This window comes from Tenacibaculum holothuriorum, from assembly GCF_002120225.1.
In the GTDB taxonomy this organism is placed as follows: domain Bacteria; phylum Bacteroidota; class Bacteroidia; order Flavobacteriales; family Flavobacteriaceae; genus Polaribacter; species Polaribacter holothuriorum.
Genome location: NZ_LAPZ01000014.1, coordinates 1 through 18,113 on the forward strand (window position 1 = coordinate 1; position 18,113 = coordinate 18,113).

Consider the following 18,113-nt stretch of genomic DNA (forward strand, 5'->3'; position numbering starts at 1 on the left):
CTCCAGAAGGAACCATTGGTATTTGTGGAGGTATGGCTATGTGTGCATCTTGCCAATGTTATGTGAAATCAGACCATGAATTGCCTGAAATGACTGATGATGAAGATGCGATGTTGGCGGAAGCATTTTATGTAGAAGATAACAGTCGTTTAGGATGTCAAATACAAATGACACCAGAAATGGATGGCTTAGAAGTAGAATTAGCTCCTGAGAGCTAATCTACTTGTTGAAACTCTTTTTCTATTTGCTGTAGCCAATTGGCTAAACGTTCGGGTGTTTTTTCTGGCTCATTATCTTCATCAATAGCTAAACCATAAAATAAATTTTTACCATCTATTTCTGCTTTAGATTCGGCAAAATCGTATTCTTTGATTGACCATGATCCTATAAGATTTCCCCCGTTTTGTAAAATAACTTTGGCTAAAATTCCTACGCCATCAATAAAATACTCAGCATAACCATATTGATCTCCTAATCCGAAAATAGCTATAGTTTTTCCTGTAAAATCAATCTGTTGAAATTCTTTGTCAAAATAAGTTTCCCAGTCGCTTTGTAAATCACCATCGTACCAAGTAGAAAGCCCTAAAATAAAGTAATCAAAACGTTTAAAATCATCTTTTGTAACGTTAGATACTTCTATTACCTCTAAATCGGTAAGTGTCCAATCGTCAACAATTGAGCTAACTATTTCTTCTGTCATTCCAGTATCTGAACCGTAGATTAATGCAATTTTATTCATCAATTTAAAATTAAAGGACACTTAACATTTTTAGGCATAGATTTTATATGTTTTCTTTTCGCCAAGAGTTTAAATTTTTAACTAAAAAGATACTTGCTATGGTAACTAGTATTAGCATAAAAATTTCTGAAATATTACTACTTTCGTGTAAGATGGCCTCAATAAAATGATATACATTGTATAATGCAGCAATACTAGCCCAAATTAATGAGGTTATTTTAAACCATTTCTCAGAAATTTCTAAGGTTAATAGCCCAAATAGTAAGCACATTCCCTCAAATAAGATTCGATAAATATGATGTATTAAAGGGGCTTCTCCTGTAGCTCCTTCCATTACTAAAGTTTCGTTATAATAAATATTAAATAAACCGTACATGTGGTGTACAATCCATCCAATTCCTAAAAATATCCAAAGGATAACTATTTTTGTTCTCATAGGTATGTAATTTTGATCTTCTATTTTTTCTGTTTCTAATTGATTTGTTTTCAACTCCGATTGATTCAATTCTCTTTCTGTAGCTAATAATTGTTTTCGATTTTTATAGTCTATAGGGTGTTTGTTAAAGGCACTTTGCATTTCGGGTTTTGGTTTAATTTTAAAGTAGACCCAAAGTGCTATTGTTGAAAGTGAAATCCATAATAAATCTATGGTTAAAATGTCGTATTGTTTATTTTTATAGGTATTCCATATCCAGTTATTTGATACAATTCCGTTAACAATTGGTATTAAAAAACCTAGAACAGCTCCTATTAATAAAGTAATTTTGTTTGTGAAATAATTATCACGCTTAAACCTGAAGAATAAGGTGGCTAAAAGCCAAATTCCGAAGAAATAATTATATAGAATTCCCATTTTTTGGGTTTGGTATGCCTCTGGTAATAGTTTTACAACTAAAAAGAATAATGCTATTACAGGAAATAAAGACAGGCAAATAGCTAAATAAATATGACCTACTTTAGCAGTATATAAACGTTGTTTTAACGTCATACTTTTTTTGTTACGGGCTTCAATCCAAATTAAAACCCCAGTAATAATTACAAAACAGGTAATTAAAGCAAGAATGAAATATATTACTTTAGATAATTTTCCGTTAAAATTCCCAAAGTGTAAACGATACATAGATTGTTGAATATCGTCAGTATATTTTGCCTTAGTAGGGTTTCTTAATACTGTTGTATGATTACTTTTCAAATCATAGGAAATATAACCGATACTTAAAAATTGTTCTTTTTCGTTTAGTTCTCCGATTAATTCATATTTCATGCTTTCTCCTCCATAATTTTTTATGAGTAAAAATGTAGGATTAAAATAATTCCAACGAGAAGAGTTCTTTTGGATGAATTGATTTATGCTGGGTAATTCTTTTTGAGTACTACCTGTCCATCCGTAAGTTTTTTGGTCAGGACGTAGGTCTTCCATTAATTTCTTTTGATTTCCATTGTATAAAAAATTAGCTGGAATTAAAACAAAAATACTTAAGCAAAAGTAAGCTCCAGTTATAGCATACATAAATTGAAAAGGCAAGCCAATAATTCCTAAAGCAGTATGCGCATCTGTCCAAACTCGCTTGAGTGCATTTTTAGGGTTAAATTGATAAAAATTTGAAATAATTTTTTTCCAATGAACGATTACCCCAGTAACTATAGCAAATAAGAAAAATAAGGAAACAAAACCAGCAAGATAAACACCAAAGATTGGGATTTGGGCAAAGAAATGTAAGCGATATAAAAATTCTCCTAAGCTATATTTTTCAGTGTAAGTTGCAGTTTTTAAAGTATGAATGTTAATTGCTTCATAGTTTTGATATTTAGCTTCTTCGGGAATATTTAGAGTGTCTTTTGCAGGAGAAGATAATAGGTAGATGTCGTTTCTAGTATTATCTAAATAAAATCGTAAATCTCTACTTGTTAAATGTTTTTCTTTTGATAAATTCTTTAATAAAGAGTCAAAATCTATATTTTCTCTAGCAATGTGTTTTGAGTGTTTTCCTTCTTCCCATGCTTCAATTTCATCTTTAAATAAAGCAAAAGCCCCTGCAAAGAAAATCACATATAAAGCAACACTAATAATAATTCCACTAACAGTATGTGTGTTAAAAAACACGTTGTAGTTTCTGTTACTCATTAGACGAATGGATTTTGTTGGTTGCCAAATTGATAAATTGTAAAAAGAAGAATGGCTGAAAGAATATAAATTCCCCAAGCTTTCCAACCATTATCAAATAAGTAAGGAATAATTAATAAAAGTCCCCAAATAATAAAGTGAGTGTATATAATTGTGATTAAAATCTCTTTTGAATTAGGTAGCCATACAACTAAGCATATGTGGAGTAATGCAGAAACTATATATCCTCCAAAAATTCCTGCTGAAAGTTTTGCGAGCTTTTGAGAATTTGATTGTGTTAAATATTTTGGGTTAGCGGGCATTTTAAAAAGATGAAATTATTTCGAAAGAAAGAGAAAAAAGTACTAGAACAATAAGGTATTTGTAGTTGATAATTTTTAAAGGATAGATAATAATAACTAAGCTTAGAAAAACTATAAATGAAATTAACCAAAACAAAAAACCTGAAAAAGTTCCTAGATAAATCGTAGCGATGTATAATGCTATTATTAATAAAGAAACTCCTATAAAATTTGATAATTTTATGCTTGAAGTTAGGTTATTTAACATTGTTTTGCTAGAAGTACTATACAGGAAAATAGAACCTGTTAAAAGTAAAAAAAGAATACTTGTAATCATTTTTAAAAAGAAACTACAAAGCTCTGATTATAGAGCTTTGTAGTGTTAAATAATTCAAACGAACGTTATTAAAACTTATAAGTTAATGCACCATAAATAGCTCTTGGTTGTTGAGGTGTAACAGTACTCCATCCTTTATAATAGGTTTCATTTGTTAAATTGTTTACGTTTACACTAGCCCTAATAGTATTGTTTTCATAAAAAACAGCAGCATTAAATACTGTATATGCTGGTAGAATAAATTCTCCAGAGATAGGGTAGTTTTCCATAGTGTTAAAATCGCTTGCTCCATTAAATCCTCCTGAAATTCCAAAGTTTTTAAGAGTACCCTGTCCAAACTTATAATCAGCCCAAAAGTTATAGTTAAACTTTGCTCCGGCTTCTCCAAATCTATTACCAATTATTGCCGGGTTAGAAGCAGATTCTAATACTTTAGAGTCATTGTAGCTAAAACCACCTCTAACATTTAATCCGTCAATTGGATTTGCATTAGCTTCTATTTCGATTCCTTGACTCTTTACTTTTCCATCTTGTACTTTAGAAGGACCAAAACCAATAATTTTATCACTTACCAAGATATTGTAATAACTAATGGTAGTTTCCAATTTATTGTTGAAAAGATTGGTTTTTATTCCTGTTTCAAATTGATTAGCTCTTTCTAAGTCAAATGATAGTAATTGTGTTCCAACTGCTGGATTATTAGGATCTATCAATGTCAATTCTGGGTTCACGTACGAAAAACCATTTTGGTAATTCGCAAAAACAGACACTTTATTTAAAATTGGTTGGTATACTACTCCAAATTTGGGTGATAATGTAGACTTGGTATATGCAGTTGCATCATCTAAAGGATTGTTTTCATCTCCTTTATAATTAAAACGATCATAACGAACACCAGCCATCACTGATAATTCTGGTAAAATATTTACTACATCAGAGATGTATGCTCCAAAGATGTTTTGATTTACATCTGTATTTACATTACCAGCACTTGCTAATACTGAATTAATATTAGCTTTGTTAATAGGTAAATTGGCAAAACCAAAATTAGCAGGAACAGGAATTACTTGCCCTTGAGGATTTACAACGTGTATTCCCCTCCAATTAGAGCTATTATCAATTGTTTGTGACTTTAAGTAATCTACACCAACTACCAGCCTATTTCTAATTGTTCCGATTTTAAAATCACCTGTAAAGTTTTGTTGTAAGTTGAAAGTGTTAGTCTCAGCATTAGTGTTTTGAGCATATAAACCAAACATGTTAGCTCGTAAGTTGTACAAGTACGTGTAGTATCCTTGCGATTTTGCATTTCCTCCTGCAATAATTGTTTGAGAAGACCAATTGTCAGTTATTTTATATGCAATTTCTCCACGATAGTTTTGAGTTGGATTTTTAATAGAAACATCATCATTTGTTAATGATAAGTCTGTATTATAATTTAACTCTGTAATATTCTTAAAGGTTAATGGAGCTGCTCTGTTTAAGAATAAGAAAACTTGATTTGTTTGATCGGTTGATGATAACTCATAACTTAAATTAAAAGTTAATTTGTCATTTGCTTGGTATGAAATTGCAGGAGCTATGAAGTGAGATTTTCTAAATCCGGCATCTTGAAAACTATCTTCAGATTGAAAACCTGCGTTTAAGCGTAATGAAAACTTTTGACTTTCATCTGTTGTGTTGATATCTGCAGTAAGTTTTTTAAAGCCAAAAGAACCAGCACCAACAGTAATATTACCGCCAGTACCTTTGTAAGGTTTTTTAGTAACTATGTTAATTAAACCACCATAAGAGGTTACAGTACTACCAAATAAAGTAGCAGATGGTCCTTTAATTACCTCTACACGTTCAACATTAGAAGGATTAATGAATCCGTTAGTAATACCTGGCATTCCATTTACTAATTGAGGTTGCACAGAGAAACCTCTAACAGAATAATATCCTGCACCATCTCCACTTCTACCAGTTGATGGCCATAGCTGATCGACACCAACAGCATTTTTTAAAGCATCTGAAAAGTTAGTTACATTTTGAGAAACTAAAAGTTGATTGGTAATTGTGCTATATACCTGAGAATTTTCGATGCTTCTTAAAGGAAGTTTAGCAACATATGCTGTCTTTTTTCTAGAAAATTTATTTTTTCTGTTAGTATCAACAATTACTTCTTGTAACAACTCGTTTCCTTCAAATAAAGTAATAGAAATGTTTTGTTGTGGTACAGTAATAGCTACTGTTTGGGTTTTAAACCCCACGTAGGATATAACAATAGATTCTTGCTTACCTTCAGTTAAATTTGAAATTTCAAAATTTCCATCAATATCAGTCTGAGTACCAATTTTTGAATTTTTTAGTATAACGTTAACTCCTACCAATGGATTGTTGTTGTTATCTAATACTTTTCCGCTTATTTGCGATTTTTGAGCTGTTATTGCCAAGGTAATAAGTAAAAACATGGCTAGTAAAACTCTTTTCATTTGTATTTATTTAGATTTGTTAAAAATAATTTTCAGCAAATGTAGAAAGCAAAACTAAAGTTACAAAATTTATTTAGATTAATTTTAAATAAATTTCTAAAGAAAATTAAAAAGAGAATAACCATTTTTAAAATCTGTATATTTGTAAGTACACAACTAAATCTAGAAAAGATGTATTGGGAAGGTCTTTTAGCGCACTTAAAATTCATGATAAAACGCAATCCGGAGTAACTAGTGTAACAATTTATCAATTGAGAAAATGTAGCACTTCATTGTTACGTTGATACATTAACAATTAATACATTAATAAAATGCCTTTTTATCATAAGTTAGGTAACATACCACCAAAAAGACACACACAATTCCGTAAAGAAGACGGAAGCTTATATTATGAGCAACTGTTTGGTACTATTGGTTTCGACGGAATGTCAACCAACTCTTACCATGAATTTAGACCTACAATGGTTAAAGAAATTCGTAAGCAATATTCTGTTGCACCAAAGGTTGCAAAAGCTAATAATATACAATCGTATCGTTTTAGAGGATTTCAAGTTCCACCAGAAAACGATTATTTAGAAAGTAGAAAAGTAGTTTTAACAAACTCTGATTGTAACATTATTCTTTCAGCTCCAAAACAATCAACTAAAGATTATTTTTATAAGAACACTGATGCGGATGAAGTAATTTTTGTTCATAAAGGAACGGGGAAACTTCGTACCATGTATGGTAATCTTGATTTTAAATACGGAGATTATTTAGTTATTCCACGAGGAATGATTTATAAACTAGATTTTGACGATGAAAATAATAGATTATTTATTGTTGAATCGTACCGTCCAGTATATACACCAAAACGTTATAGAAACTGGTTTGGGCAGTTGTTAGAACATTCTCCATTTTGTGAGCGTGATATTCGAAGGCCAGAAGAGCTGGAAACATACAATGAGAAAGGTGATTTTCTTATTAAAGTAAAAAAACAAGATGAAATCATAGAAATGGTATATGCATCACATCCATTTGATGTCGTTGGTTATGATGGTTACAACTATCCATATGCTTTTTCTATTCATGATTTTGAGCCTATTACAGGACGTATACATCAACCGCCACCGGTACACCAAACTTTTGAAACAGATGCTTTTGTAATCTGTAGTTTTGTGCCAAGGCTGTACGATTATCACCCTCAAGCAATTCCTGCTCCATACAATCATAGTAATATTGATTCGGATGAGGTACTGTATTATGTAGATGGAGATTTTATGAGTCGAAATGATATAGATGCAGGACATATCTCGTTACACCCAGCTGGAATTCCACATGGTCCACACCCTGGAGCTACTGAAAGAAGTATTGGAGAAACAGTAACAGAAGAGTTAGCAGTAATGGTAGATACATTCAAACCATTAAAGGTAACAGAGGAAGCAATGAAAATAGCTGATGAAGATTATTACAAATCTTGGTTAGAGTAACAAAAACAACAAACAACATCATGAGTAAAGAAATAAAATCAGTAAACTACGGTTTAGAAAAAATATTTGAAGGAGCGCAAGACTTCTTACCACTTTTAGGAACAGATTATGTAGAGTTTTATGTAGGAAATGCAAAACAAGCAGCTCATTTCTACAAAACAGCATTTGGTTTTCAATCACACGCGTATCGTGGATTAGAAACGGGTGCTACAGACTCTGTAAGTTATGTATTAACACAAGACAAAATCAAGTTAATGCTAACGACTCCATTAAATAGTAAATCACCAATTAATGACCATATTGTAAAACATGGTGATGGTGTAAAAATAGTAGCACTTTGGGTGGATGATGCGAGGCAAGCATATAAAGAAACAACTTCGCGTGGAGCAAAATCATACATGGAACCAACGGTTGAAACTGATGAAGATGGAGAGGTAGTAAGAGCTGGAATTTATACCTATGGAGAAACCGTTCATATGTTTGTGGAGCGCAAAAATTATAACGGAGCATTTTTACCAGGTTTTCAAAAATGGGAATCAGATTATAATCCACCAACAGCAGGACTTAAATATATTGACCATATGGTTGGTAATGTTGGTTGGAACCAAATGGATGTTTGGGTAAAATGGTATGAAGATGTTATGGGGTTTGAAAACTTCTTGTCTTTTGATGACAAGCAAATCCATACAGAGTATTCAGCATTAATGAGTAAAGTAATGTCGAATGGAAATGGAAGAATTAAGTTCCCAATTAATGAGCCAGCTAAAGGAAAAAAACGTTCTCAAATTGAAGAGTATTTAGATTTTTATGAAGGAGCAGGTGTACAGCATATAGCAGTTGCTACAGATGATATATTAAAAACAGTATCGCAATTACGAGACAATGGAGTAGAGTTTTTATCAACCCCACCAGAAGAATATTATAAAGCAGTTCCAGAGCGCTTACAAGAATTCGATCATGATTTAAGAGAAGATATCGAAAAGTTAAAAGCTTTAGGTATTATGATTGATGCCGATGAAGAAGGGTACTTATTACAAATCTTTACAAAACCAGTAGAAGACCGTCCAACATTATTTTTCGAAATTATTCAAAGAATGGGAGCTCGAGGTTTTGGAGCAGGAAACTTTAAAGCATTGTTCGAATCTATAGAAAGAGAACAAGCAAAAAGAGGAACTTTATAATCCTAATGGATAATTATAGAAACATTAAATCACCATTTTCATAGGTTCAATTACTTATGGAGATGGTGATTAATTATAATAATGTTTATATAAAATAGAAAAATGAGTAAAGAAGATATATTAAAATCAATAGAAGATAAATACGAAAAATTAGGTGTTCCTGTAGAAGCTATGTTAGAAGGTTTACTTTGGAGTAAGCCTATAACGTATTGGGATTATATTCAAACCGATGCACTTTTAGGGTTGCAAATACCAAGAACAACGCAACCTGACGAAATGGTATTTATCATGTATCATCAAGTAAACGAATTGTTGTTTAAAATGATTCTTTGGGAAATAGATCAGGTAGCAAAATCAACTGAAATTTCTGCTGAAAAATTCACCAAACACTTAATGAGAATTAGTCGTTATTTTGATGTTTTAAGTAGTTCTTTTTCGGTGATGGGTGATGGTATGGATGTAGATCAATATTTAAAATTCAGAAATACTTTGACACCTGCTAGTGGATTTCAAAGCGCTCAATACCGTAAAATAGAATTTGCATCTACCGAGTTAATCAATTTAATCGATGCTCGTTTTAGAGATACTATTGATAGAAACTCTTCTTTCAAAAATGCCTATGATCATTTGTATTGGCAAGCCGCAGGAAAAAATTATTCTACAGGTCAAAAAACGACATTATTAAAGTTATTTGAGAAAAAGTATATGGGTGAGTTTATAGATTTTATGGAAGATTACAATGACTGTAATTTATCTAAGAAATTTAAGCAACTTCCAGAAGCTGTTCAAAAAGATGAAGAATTAATAAAAGCAATGCGTCATTACGATTATACGGTAAATGTAAAATGGGTGATGGCACATTATAATGCTGCAGGTAAATATTTAGGTGGAAGCGACAAAGAGTTGGAAGCCACAGGAGGAAGTAATTGGAGAAAATACTTGCATCCTAAGTATCAAAGAAGAATTTTCTTCCCGTATTTATGGAGTGAAGAAGAACTTAAAAACTGGGGAACATTCTAATTTTTTAAGAAAATATAAGTTTAAGAAGAGGTTAATTTTAACCTCTTTTTTTATTTTGGAATGGTAATTGTCTTTCTAATTTCATAAGTTTGAAGAGTATGAAACGAATTATATCCCTTTTAGTAGTAGTTTTTGTAATCACCAATATGAGTTCTCAAGAAAAAATGCCTCCTGCATTTAAAGGAGGAGAATGGTTGAGATATAGAATGAGTTATAGTGGTTTTTTAAAAGCGGGTACTGCAGTTTTACAACTTAACGAAGAAGAGTTAAATGGAAAGAAAGTAATTCATGCTACAGGTAAAGGTTGGACTAGCGGAGTGATAAGTTGGTTTTTTAAAGTTGATGATACTTACGAAAGTTATTTTGATCCGAATGACATAAAACCTTACTTGTTTAAAAGAAAGATTGATGAAGGTGGTTACAAAAAACATCGTCATACTACATTTAATTACACGAATAATACCGCCCATGTTCAGGATTTTATAAAGCAAAAAGATAGCGTTATATCGGTAAAAAGTCCTCAAGACATGATATCTACATTTTATTTTTTAAGAAATCATGATACCAAGAAGCTTAAAAAAGGAGATGAAATAAAAGTAGATATGTTTATGGACGATAAGATATATCCTTTTAAGTTGAGGTGTTTAGGTTTTGAAACTATAAAAACAAAGTTTGGTAAAGTAAAAACACAAATGTTTCGTCCGTTAGTACAAGCCGGTAGAGTGTTTAAAGCTCAAGAAAGTGTAACAGTTTGGATTACTGCCGACGACAATAAAATACCAATCAAAATGAAAGCATCTTTATCAGTCGGTTCATTAAGAGCAGAATTAGAAGCTTACAAAGGATTAGCAAATCCATTTGAAATTACTTTTACTAAATAAAATATTTTCTTTTTAAAGTGTATAAACTATTTATAAATACAATAACTCTTTGTTTTTTTGTAGTTGTATTTTCTTCTTGTAGAAAAGAAAAATCGCTGTGTGATGATAAAACTGTAATCTTATTAAGTTCAGATTATAAGAATACTCCTTATGAAAATAGTGGGTATAAAGGTTGGATACCTAGTCAAAGAGATTTTAAACTTTATGATGAAATCTTAAAAAAAGAACTTGAAAAGAGTAACTTTTCTTTTTTAAAGAGACCTAGAAACAAATATTTAAGAAACTATTATAAGCAGATATTACCTTTTATAAATAATCAAGGAGACAGAATACTTCACGTAAATGCTTTTTGTAAAATCTTAGATTCGCCTGATGAGGTTATGTTTTCTTGGAAAGAGAATTACATGAGTGTAAATGATGGAGGAGAATGTTATTGGAAAATAAATATAAATCTTGACAAAAAGAAATCTTCAGATTTTAAAATAAATGGGATGCCCTAATTATTTTGATGTAAGTGTTTACATATTGTTAAAGTGTTATAAGAAACTCTTTTAATTTGTATTTTTGCGATTATTTTCAATTTAAACACTTATTTTTTGAAGAAATTCATTCTCCCTTTTGTTGTTTTGTCAATACTTTTTTCTTGTAAGGAAGAAAAAAAAGAACCTGTAATTGTAGAAAAAAAGGTTGAAAAACCAAAACCAGTGTATGCTTACGGATTTAACTTAGATAAATACAAAGTAATAAACGATACAATAAAGAATGGAGAAAGCTTTGGAATTATTATGGATAGACACCATGTAATGTATCCAAAAATAAACCAAATTGCTACTACAATTAAAGATACGTTTGATGTAAGGAGAGTTAGAGCAGGTAAACCTTATATTATTTTAGCTTCAAAAGATTCTTTAGAACAAGCTCAAATTTTTATTTACAAACGAAATAAAGTAGATGCAACAATTATCAACTTTAAAGACTCTATTGTGTCAGCATATAATTACAAAGAACCTGTAAAGATTGTAGAAAAAGAAATTGCTGGTGAAATTTATTCGAATATATCCATGACAATGGATAGTTTAGGTCTACATCCAACAATGGCAATTAGAGTAGCTGATATTTATGCTTGGACTTTAGATCCTTTAAGGTTACAAAAAGGAGATAAATTCAAATTGATTTTTGAAGAGCGTTATATAAACGACACGACTTTAGTAGGCTATGGTAAAATAAAAGCAGCGGTTTTTAATCATAAAGGAAAAGATTTACAAGCGTACAGATTTATTGCAGATTCTGTTAAAAATATTGCTGAATACTACGATGAAAAAGGAAATATGCTACGAAGAGCATTTCTTAAATCACCAATTAAATTTCAGTATAGAATTTCTTCTAGATATAATTTAAGAAGAAGAATTAAGTTATACGGAAATAGAGTTAGACCTCATAGAGGAACTGATTTTGCTGCTCCGGAAAAAACACCAATTATGACAACAGCCAGTGGTACTGTTGTTGAATCTGCTCGAAGAGGAGGAAATGGTAATTACGTAAAAGTAAAACATAACAGTACTTATTCTACTCAATATTTACATATGAGAAGAAGAAAAGTTAAGGTAGGGGACTATGTAAAACAAGGCGATATAATAGGTTGGGTAGGTATGACAGGTAATACAAGCGGGCCACATGTTTGTTATCGTTTTTGGAAAAATGGTAGACAAGTAGATCCTTTTAGAGAAGAATTACCGTCGGCAGAACCTTTAGATCCAGAAATTAAACCAGCATATTTAGAGTTTATCAAACCTCTAAAAAATCAATTAGATAGTATTCCGTTTCCTAAAAAGAAACCTATTTTAGCTAAGAAACTAGAAATAATCGAAAATCACTAAATTAACTATGGCTTTAAAAAATATCAATCCAACTCAAACAGATGCTTGGAAAAAACTTGCTGAACATTATTCAGAAGCAAAAGGTTTTCAGTTAAAACAATTGTTTAGAGAGAATAAATGTAGAAAAGAAGATTTTAGTCTTACTGTTTCTGATTTAAAATTAGATTATTCTAAAAACCTTATTACTAAGCAAACAGTTGATTTATTACTTGAGTTAGCCAATGAAGTTGATTTAAAAGATGCTATTGAAAAATATTTTTCAGGAGATGTAATTAATGCTACTGAAGAAAGAGCAGTTTTGCATACTGCATTACGAAGCAACAGTGAAGATGAGATTTTGGTAGACGGAAAAGATATTAAGCCAAAAATTCAAACAGCTCTTCGTAAAATAAAAGCTTTTAGTAATAAAGTTATTTCAGGAAAATGGAAAGGGTATTCTGGAAAATCAATTACTGATGTTGTTAATATAGGAATTGGTGGGTCTGATTTAGGACCAAGTATGGTGGTGGAAGCTTTACAGTTTTATAAAAATAAACTGAATACACATTTTGTTTCGAATGTAGATGGAGATCACGTTGCTGAAGTTTTAAAGAAGGTGAACCCAGAAACAACATTGTTTATTATTGTTTCTAAAACGTTTACAACACAAGAAACGCTAACTAATGCAAATACAATAAGAGATTGGTTTTTAAAATCAGGAACTTTATTTGATATTCCAAAACACTTTGTAGCTGTATCTACAAATATAGAAGCGGTTACTAATTTTGGAATAGATAAGAAAAATATCTTTCCAATGTGGAATTGGGTTGGTGGTCGTTTTTCTCTATGGTCTGCTGTAGGATTATCCATATCGTTATCTGTTGGATACGATAATTTTAAAGCCCTATTAGATGGAGCAGAAGAAATGGATATTCATTTTAGAACACAATCTTTTGATAAAAATATACCAGTAGTTTTAGCTTTATTAAGTGTTTGGTATAACAATTTCTTTAATGCCGAAACTGAAGCAATTTTACCATACACTCAATATTTATCAAAATTACCAGATTATCTCCAGCAAGCTATTATGGAAAGTAATGGAAAAGGAGTTGATAGAAAGGGTAAAGAAGTTACTTACCAAACTGGCACTATTGTTTGGGGAAGTACAGGAACCAATATGCAACATGCATTTATGCAATTAGTACATCAAGGAACAAAATTAATTCCAGCAGATTTTATTGGTTATGGAGAATCATTACATGATTTTAAAGACCATCATGAAAAATTAATGGCTAATTATTATGCTCAAATGGAAGCCTTGGCTTTTGGCAAAACAAAAGAAGAAGTTCATCTTGAATTGAAAACTTCTGGTTCGTTAGGTAAAGTGAATCAATTACTCCCATTTAAAGTGTTTAAGGGAAACAGACCAAGTAATGCTGTTTTGTTTGAAAAACTAACACCTAACTCATTGGGAATGTTAATTGCTATGTATGAACATAAAATTTTTACCCAAGGAATTTTATGGAATATTTATTCTTATGACCAGTTTGGTGTAGAATTAGGGAAAGAATTAGCAAAAAAACTTTTGAATAGTTAAAATTTTAACATTAAAAACGCTTTAGTATCTGTAAAACAGTTGTTTATATGTTTTGTCTTCTTAAAACAATGTTAAAAACTTAACATTAAGTTAATATTAGAACGCTACAAAAAGGGGATTTTTGCACCTGCATTTAATAACTATTAAATTTAAAAATGAGAAAATTTAACAATTTATTACTTGTAGCGTTATTTTTTATTTCTGCTACAGTTTTAGGTCAAACTAAACTTACTGGTACAGTGGTTGACGAAATGGGTGAGCCATTACCAGGAGCAAGTGTTTTAGTAAAGGGTACTAGTAATGGTGCTGCGAGTGACTTCAATGGAGAGTTTATGTTAAACTCGAATTCAAACTCGGGTATAGTTGTAGTTTCTTTTGTTGGATACACTAGTAAAGAAGTAGCTTATACTTCTGCAAAAACTAACTTAGGAACTATTCAGTTAGAAATGTCTAACTTATTAGGAGAAGTAGTTATTCAAGGGGTGATTGATGTTGCTAAAGATAGACAAACTCCAGTTGCAGCTTCTACTATTAAAGCTGCTGTTATTCAAGAGAAGTTAGGGTCTCAAGAATTTCCAGAGGTTTTAAAATCTACGCCGTCAGTTTATGCTACTAAATCAGGAGGTGGATTTGGAGATGCTAGAATTAATATTCGTGGTTTCGACCAAAGAAATACAGCTGTGCTAATTAATGGTGTGCCTGTAAATGATATGGAAAATGGTTGGGTATATTGGTCTAACTGGGCTGGTTTATCTGATGTAACTTCAGCAATGCAAGTTCAAAGAGGTTTAGGTTCTTCTAAATTAGCAATTTCTTCTGTTGGTGGAACGATTAACGTAATTACAAGAACGGCAAATCAAAAAGAAGGAGGGGCTGTTGCTGCTAGTTTTGGTAATGACGGTTATATGAAATATAAAGCATCTTATTCTACTGGAAAGTTAGATAATGGATTGTCAGCTTCTGTTTTATTAAGTAGAACTCAAGGTGACGGATATGTTGATGGGACTAAATTTTTAGGACATAATTATTTCCTTGCTTTTGGGTATGAAATTAATGATGCACACTCTTTAGAGTTTACTTTTACTGGAGCACCTCAATGGCACCACCAAAGATCATGGGCTGAAACTATATCTACGTATCAGAGATACGGAGAAGGGGGAGTGCCAAATATTAAATACAACGCAGCTTGGGGTTATTTAAATGGAGAAGAGTTTTCTTTCAGAAGAAACTTCTATCATAAACCTGTAATGTCTTTAAATTATGATTGGAAGATCAATGAGTCTTCTAAATTATCTTCTATATTATATGCTTCATGGGGACGTGGAGGAGGAACAGGTCCTATTGGTAGTGTTGGAGGAATTAGAGATTTTGATTCAAGATTAAGGGATGCTAATGGAATTGTTCGTTTTGATGATATTGTAAAGTGGAACTCTGGTCAGTCAGGACATGGTTTTGGAATTCCTGATAGAACTGGAGGAACAGTTAATGATAGAAGGAATGGTTTAACTAGAAGAGCTTCGATGAACTCTCATAACTGGTACGGTATTATCGCTAACTTCCATAACGATGCTAATGAAAATTTAAGCTGGGACTTAGGAGTTGATTTAAGAACTTATAAAGGTATTCACTACAGAGTTGTTAATAATATCTTAGGAGCAACAGGGTATACTGATAATAGAGATAGTAATAATCCAAATAGAAATATTACTGATTTTGTTGAAGCTTCTCCAAGCTTCAACCCTTGGCAAAGTATTGCTGATCAACAAAAGATAGAGTATTATAATGACGGTGATGTAAATTGGTTAGGAGCTTTTGGTCAAGTAGAGTATAAAAATGATGATATTTCTACTTTTATTCAAGCAGGAGTTTCTCGTCAAGGATTTCAAAGAGTGGATTACTTTAACTTAGCTCCAGCTGATCAAAAATCAGGATTTAAAAATATCTGGGGAGGAAATGTTAAAGGTGGTATCAACTGGAATATCAACGAAAAGCATAATGTGTTTGGTAATGCAGGATATTACTCAAAACAACCGTTATTTGATGGTGTTTACACAAGCTTTAGAGATAATAGAATTAACCCATTCTTATCTAACGAAAAGATTTTAGGTATTGAAGCAGGATATGGTTTCAAGAGTGAAAACTACAACGTGAAGCTTAACTTATATAGAACTTCTTGGAAAGATAGATTCTTAAGAGCTAATGGTAGTGCAAGAAATAACTTTATTCAAGTAAGTGGAGTAGAGCAAGTGCATATGGGAGCTGAATTAGAGACTACTGCTAGATTTGGTAACTTAACAATTGAAAGTATGTTATCTATTGGAGACTATGAATATAAAGGTACTGCAGTAGGAACAGAATATGATCAAGATAATACTTTAGTTAGAAGTAATGTTCCTTTCTATTTAGATGGAGTAAAAGTTGGAGATGCAGCTCAAACTACTGCTAGAATTGGATTTACGTATAAAGTATCTGAAGGGTTAAAGTTTGATATTAGCCAATTCTATGCTTCAAGGTTATATTCAAGAATCAATCCATCTGATTTTACTACTTTAGCTGATAATGCAAAAGGATCTTTACAGTTACCTGGTCATTCATTAATGGATGCTGGAGTTTCTTATAAGTGGAAATTAGGAGATAAAAAATCTATTAACTTTAGATTTAATGTGAATAACCTTACTAATGAAACATATATTTCTGATGGATTTACAAATATCCATGCTGATGGAAGTAATCCTACTTATAATGGAATTGATGTAAGAAACAGAGTTTACTTTGGATTTGGAAGAACTTGGAATGGATCAATTAGATTTAACTTCTAAGCAACTTAATAAAGACAAATGAAATAAAATCCACCTCTCAATCGAGGTGGTTTTTTTATACCCAAAATTCAGTACCTTTACATCGTATTAAAACTAACAAATCATGATAAAAACATTACACTCTTATTGGGCGTATATAGTATTAGCAGTATTAGTATTTACAGTGATAAATGCAATTATTGGCTTAACTCAAAAGAAAGAGTTTACTCATAAAGACTTTCGTTTAGGCTTATTCGCTTTAATTACGGCTCATATTCAATTATTAATAGGTTTAGGATGGTATTTTATGTCGCCTTGGTACAAAGCTTTAAAAGCTAACGGAAGTGAAGTTATGGGAGAACCTGCAGCAAGATTATTGGCTATTGAACATCCCATTATGATGATAGTAGCTATTGTATTAATTACAATCGGATGGTCTAAACACAAAAAAGTTGTAAAGAGCGAATCTAAGTTTAAAACATTCGCAATTTTCTATGGTTTAGCACTATTATTGATATTAGCAAGAATACCTTGGAACAATTGGTTTAATTAAAATATTTATCCTGCTTCGGCAGGATTTTTTTTACATTTGTTTTCAACAAACTTATAACTAAAAATGAAAGCCTTAAGCTACGTTTTATCTACAATATTTGCGGTAGTATTTTTCTTACTATTATTAATTTTTCATCCATTACAATGGTTAGGTCTAAAATTATTTGGACAGCAAAAAGGACATCAACCAGTAGTAAATGTAATGAACTGGTTTCTTATAAAATCACTATTGATTTTAGGAGTGCGTGTAAAACTTGAAAACAAACAGAAACTTCCCGAAAATACAAGTTTAATATTTGTAGCAAATCACCAAAGTATGTTCGATATTCCACCAATAATTTGGTACTTCAGAAAATACTATCCAAAATTTGTTTCAAAAAAAGAACTAGGAAAAGGAATACCGAGTATTTCGTTTAACCTTCAACATGGAGGAGCTGCTTTAATCGATAGAAAAGACCCAAAGCAAGCAATATCGGAGTTAATTACCTATTCAAAAAGAGTAAACGATAATAATTGGTCTGCAGTAATTTTTCCTGAAGGAACTCGAAGCAGAACTGGTAAGCCAAAATCTTTTTCAGTAAACGGATTAAAGACTATTATTAAGTTCAATCCAAATAGTTATATAGTTCCTTTAACAATTAATAACTCTTGGAAAGTATTCAAGTACGGAAAATTTCCACTAGGAATTATGAGTCCAATAAAAATTATGACTCACGAGCCAATAAAAGTAGATGCTTTACCGTTTGATGAACTTATAACACAAGTAGAAACAACTATTAAAAATGCTGTTGTATAACAGCTTA

At 31.3% G+C, this 18,113-nt stretch carries 15 protein-coding genes; 11 read left to right on the forward strand and 4 right to left on the reverse strand.

Features of this window, described 5'->3' with window-relative positions; genetic code table 11:
- Positions 1-218: 2Fe-2S iron-sulfur cluster-binding protein (locus tag WH52_RS12650; RefSeq protein WP_143592165.1), on the forward strand; the 218-nt coding region annotated here is incomplete at its 5' end.
- Here the strand turns inward: WH52_RS12650 and WH52_RS12655 are convergent.
- From WH52_RS12655 to WH52_RS12675, 4 genes are all read right to left on the reverse strand, one after another.
- Entirely contained in the window at positions 215-739 is a 525-nt protein-coding gene (locus WH52_RS12655) for a flavodoxin (RefSeq protein ID WP_086031327.1), read from the reverse strand. The genes WH52_RS12650 and WH52_RS12655 overlap by 4 nt on opposite strands.
- A 43-nt stretch (positions 740-782) precedes the next feature.
- Positions 783-2,864, reverse strand: a complete 2,082-nt coding sequence (locus WH52_RS12660) for a PepSY-associated TM helix domain-containing protein (RefSeq protein WP_086031328.1) — start codon at positions 2,862-2,864, stop codon at positions 783-785.
- Positions 2,864-3,166, reverse strand: coding sequence for a hypothetical protein (locus tag WH52_RS12665; RefSeq protein ID WP_086031329.1), 303 nt, complete (start codon positions 3,164-3,166; stop codon positions 2,864-2,866). Before WH52_RS12665 ends, WH52_RS12660 begins: the two co-directional genes overlap by 1 nt.
- A gap of 384 nt (positions 3,167-3,550) precedes the next feature.
- A complete protein-coding gene (locus tag WH52_RS12675) occupies positions 3,551-5,956 on the reverse strand; it encodes a TonB-dependent receptor (RefSeq protein ID WP_086031331.1) in 2,406 nt (801 codons plus the stop codon).
- 311 nt (positions 5,957-6,267) lie between these two features.
- On the opposite strand from WH52_RS12675, the gene WH52_RS12680 reads away from it, so the two are divergent.
- The 10 genes from WH52_RS12680 (at position 6,268) to WH52_RS12725 (ending at position 18,106) form a co-directional block, all read left to right on the forward strand.
- Positions 6,268-7,425 carry a homogentisate 1,2-dioxygenase gene (locus WH52_RS12680; RefSeq protein WP_086031332.1) on the forward strand — a complete coding sequence of 386 codons (1,158 nt, stop codon included), beginning with the start codon at positions 6,268-6,270 and terminating at the stop codon, positions 7,423-7,425.
- A 20-nt stretch (positions 7,426-7,445) separates the two neighbouring features.
- The gene (gene hppD / locus WH52_RS12685) at positions 7,446-8,606 is read left to right on the forward strand and encodes a 4-hydroxyphenylpyruvate dioxygenase (RefSeq protein WP_086031333.1); all 1,161 of its coding nucleotides are present in this window, start codon (positions 7,446-7,448) and stop codon (positions 8,604-8,606) included.
- A 102-nt stretch (positions 8,607-8,708) separates the two neighbouring features.
- Positions 8,709-9,626: a tryptophan 2,3-dioxygenase family protein gene (locus tag WH52_RS12690; RefSeq protein ID WP_086031334.1), complete on the forward strand. Its 918-nt coding sequence runs from the start codon at positions 8,709-8,711 to the stop codon at positions 9,624-9,626.
- A gap of 98 nt (positions 9,627-9,724) precedes the next feature.
- On the forward strand, positions 9,725-10,507 hold the full coding sequence (locus WH52_RS12695; protein ID WP_086031335.1) for a DUF3108 domain-containing protein: 783 nt from the start codon (positions 9,725-9,727) through the stop codon (positions 10,505-10,507).
- A 17-nt stretch (positions 10,508-10,524) separates the two neighbouring features.
- Positions 10,525-11,007: a hypothetical protein gene (locus WH52_RS12700; RefSeq protein WP_086031336.1), complete on the forward strand. Its 483-nt coding sequence runs from the start codon at positions 10,525-10,527 to the stop codon at positions 11,005-11,007.
- Positions 11,008-11,103: 96 nt separating this feature from the next.
- Positions 11,104-12,384 (forward strand): peptidoglycan DD-metalloendopeptidase family protein, encoded by a 1,281-nt coding sequence (locus WH52_RS12705; RefSeq protein WP_086031337.1) that lies wholly within the window; start codon positions 11,104-11,106, stop codon positions 12,382-12,384.
- A 7-nt stretch (positions 12,385-12,391) separates the two neighbouring features.
- A complete protein-coding gene (gene pgi / locus WH52_RS12710) occupies positions 12,392-13,960 on the forward strand; it encodes a glucose-6-phosphate isomerase (RefSeq protein WP_086031338.1) in 1,569 nt (522 codons plus the stop codon).
- Positions 13,961-14,115: 155 nt separating this feature from the next.
- Positions 14,116-16,779, forward strand: a complete 2,664-nt coding sequence (locus tag WH52_RS12715; protein WP_086031339.1) for a TonB-dependent receptor — start codon at positions 14,116-14,118, stop codon at positions 16,777-16,779.
- Positions 16,780-16,882: 103 nt separating this feature from the next.
- On the forward strand, positions 16,883-17,311 hold the full coding sequence (locus tag WH52_RS12720; RefSeq protein ID WP_198938440.1) for a hypothetical protein: 429 nt from the start codon (positions 16,883-16,885) through the stop codon (positions 17,309-17,311).
- Between the two features lie 63 nt (positions 17,312-17,374).
- The gene (locus tag WH52_RS12725; RefSeq protein WP_086031340.1) at positions 17,375-18,106 is read left to right on the forward strand and encodes a lysophospholipid acyltransferase family protein; all 732 of its coding nucleotides are present in this window, start codon (positions 17,375-17,377) and stop codon (positions 18,104-18,106) included.
- The last annotated feature ends 7 nt before the right edge of the window (positions 18,107-18,113 follow it).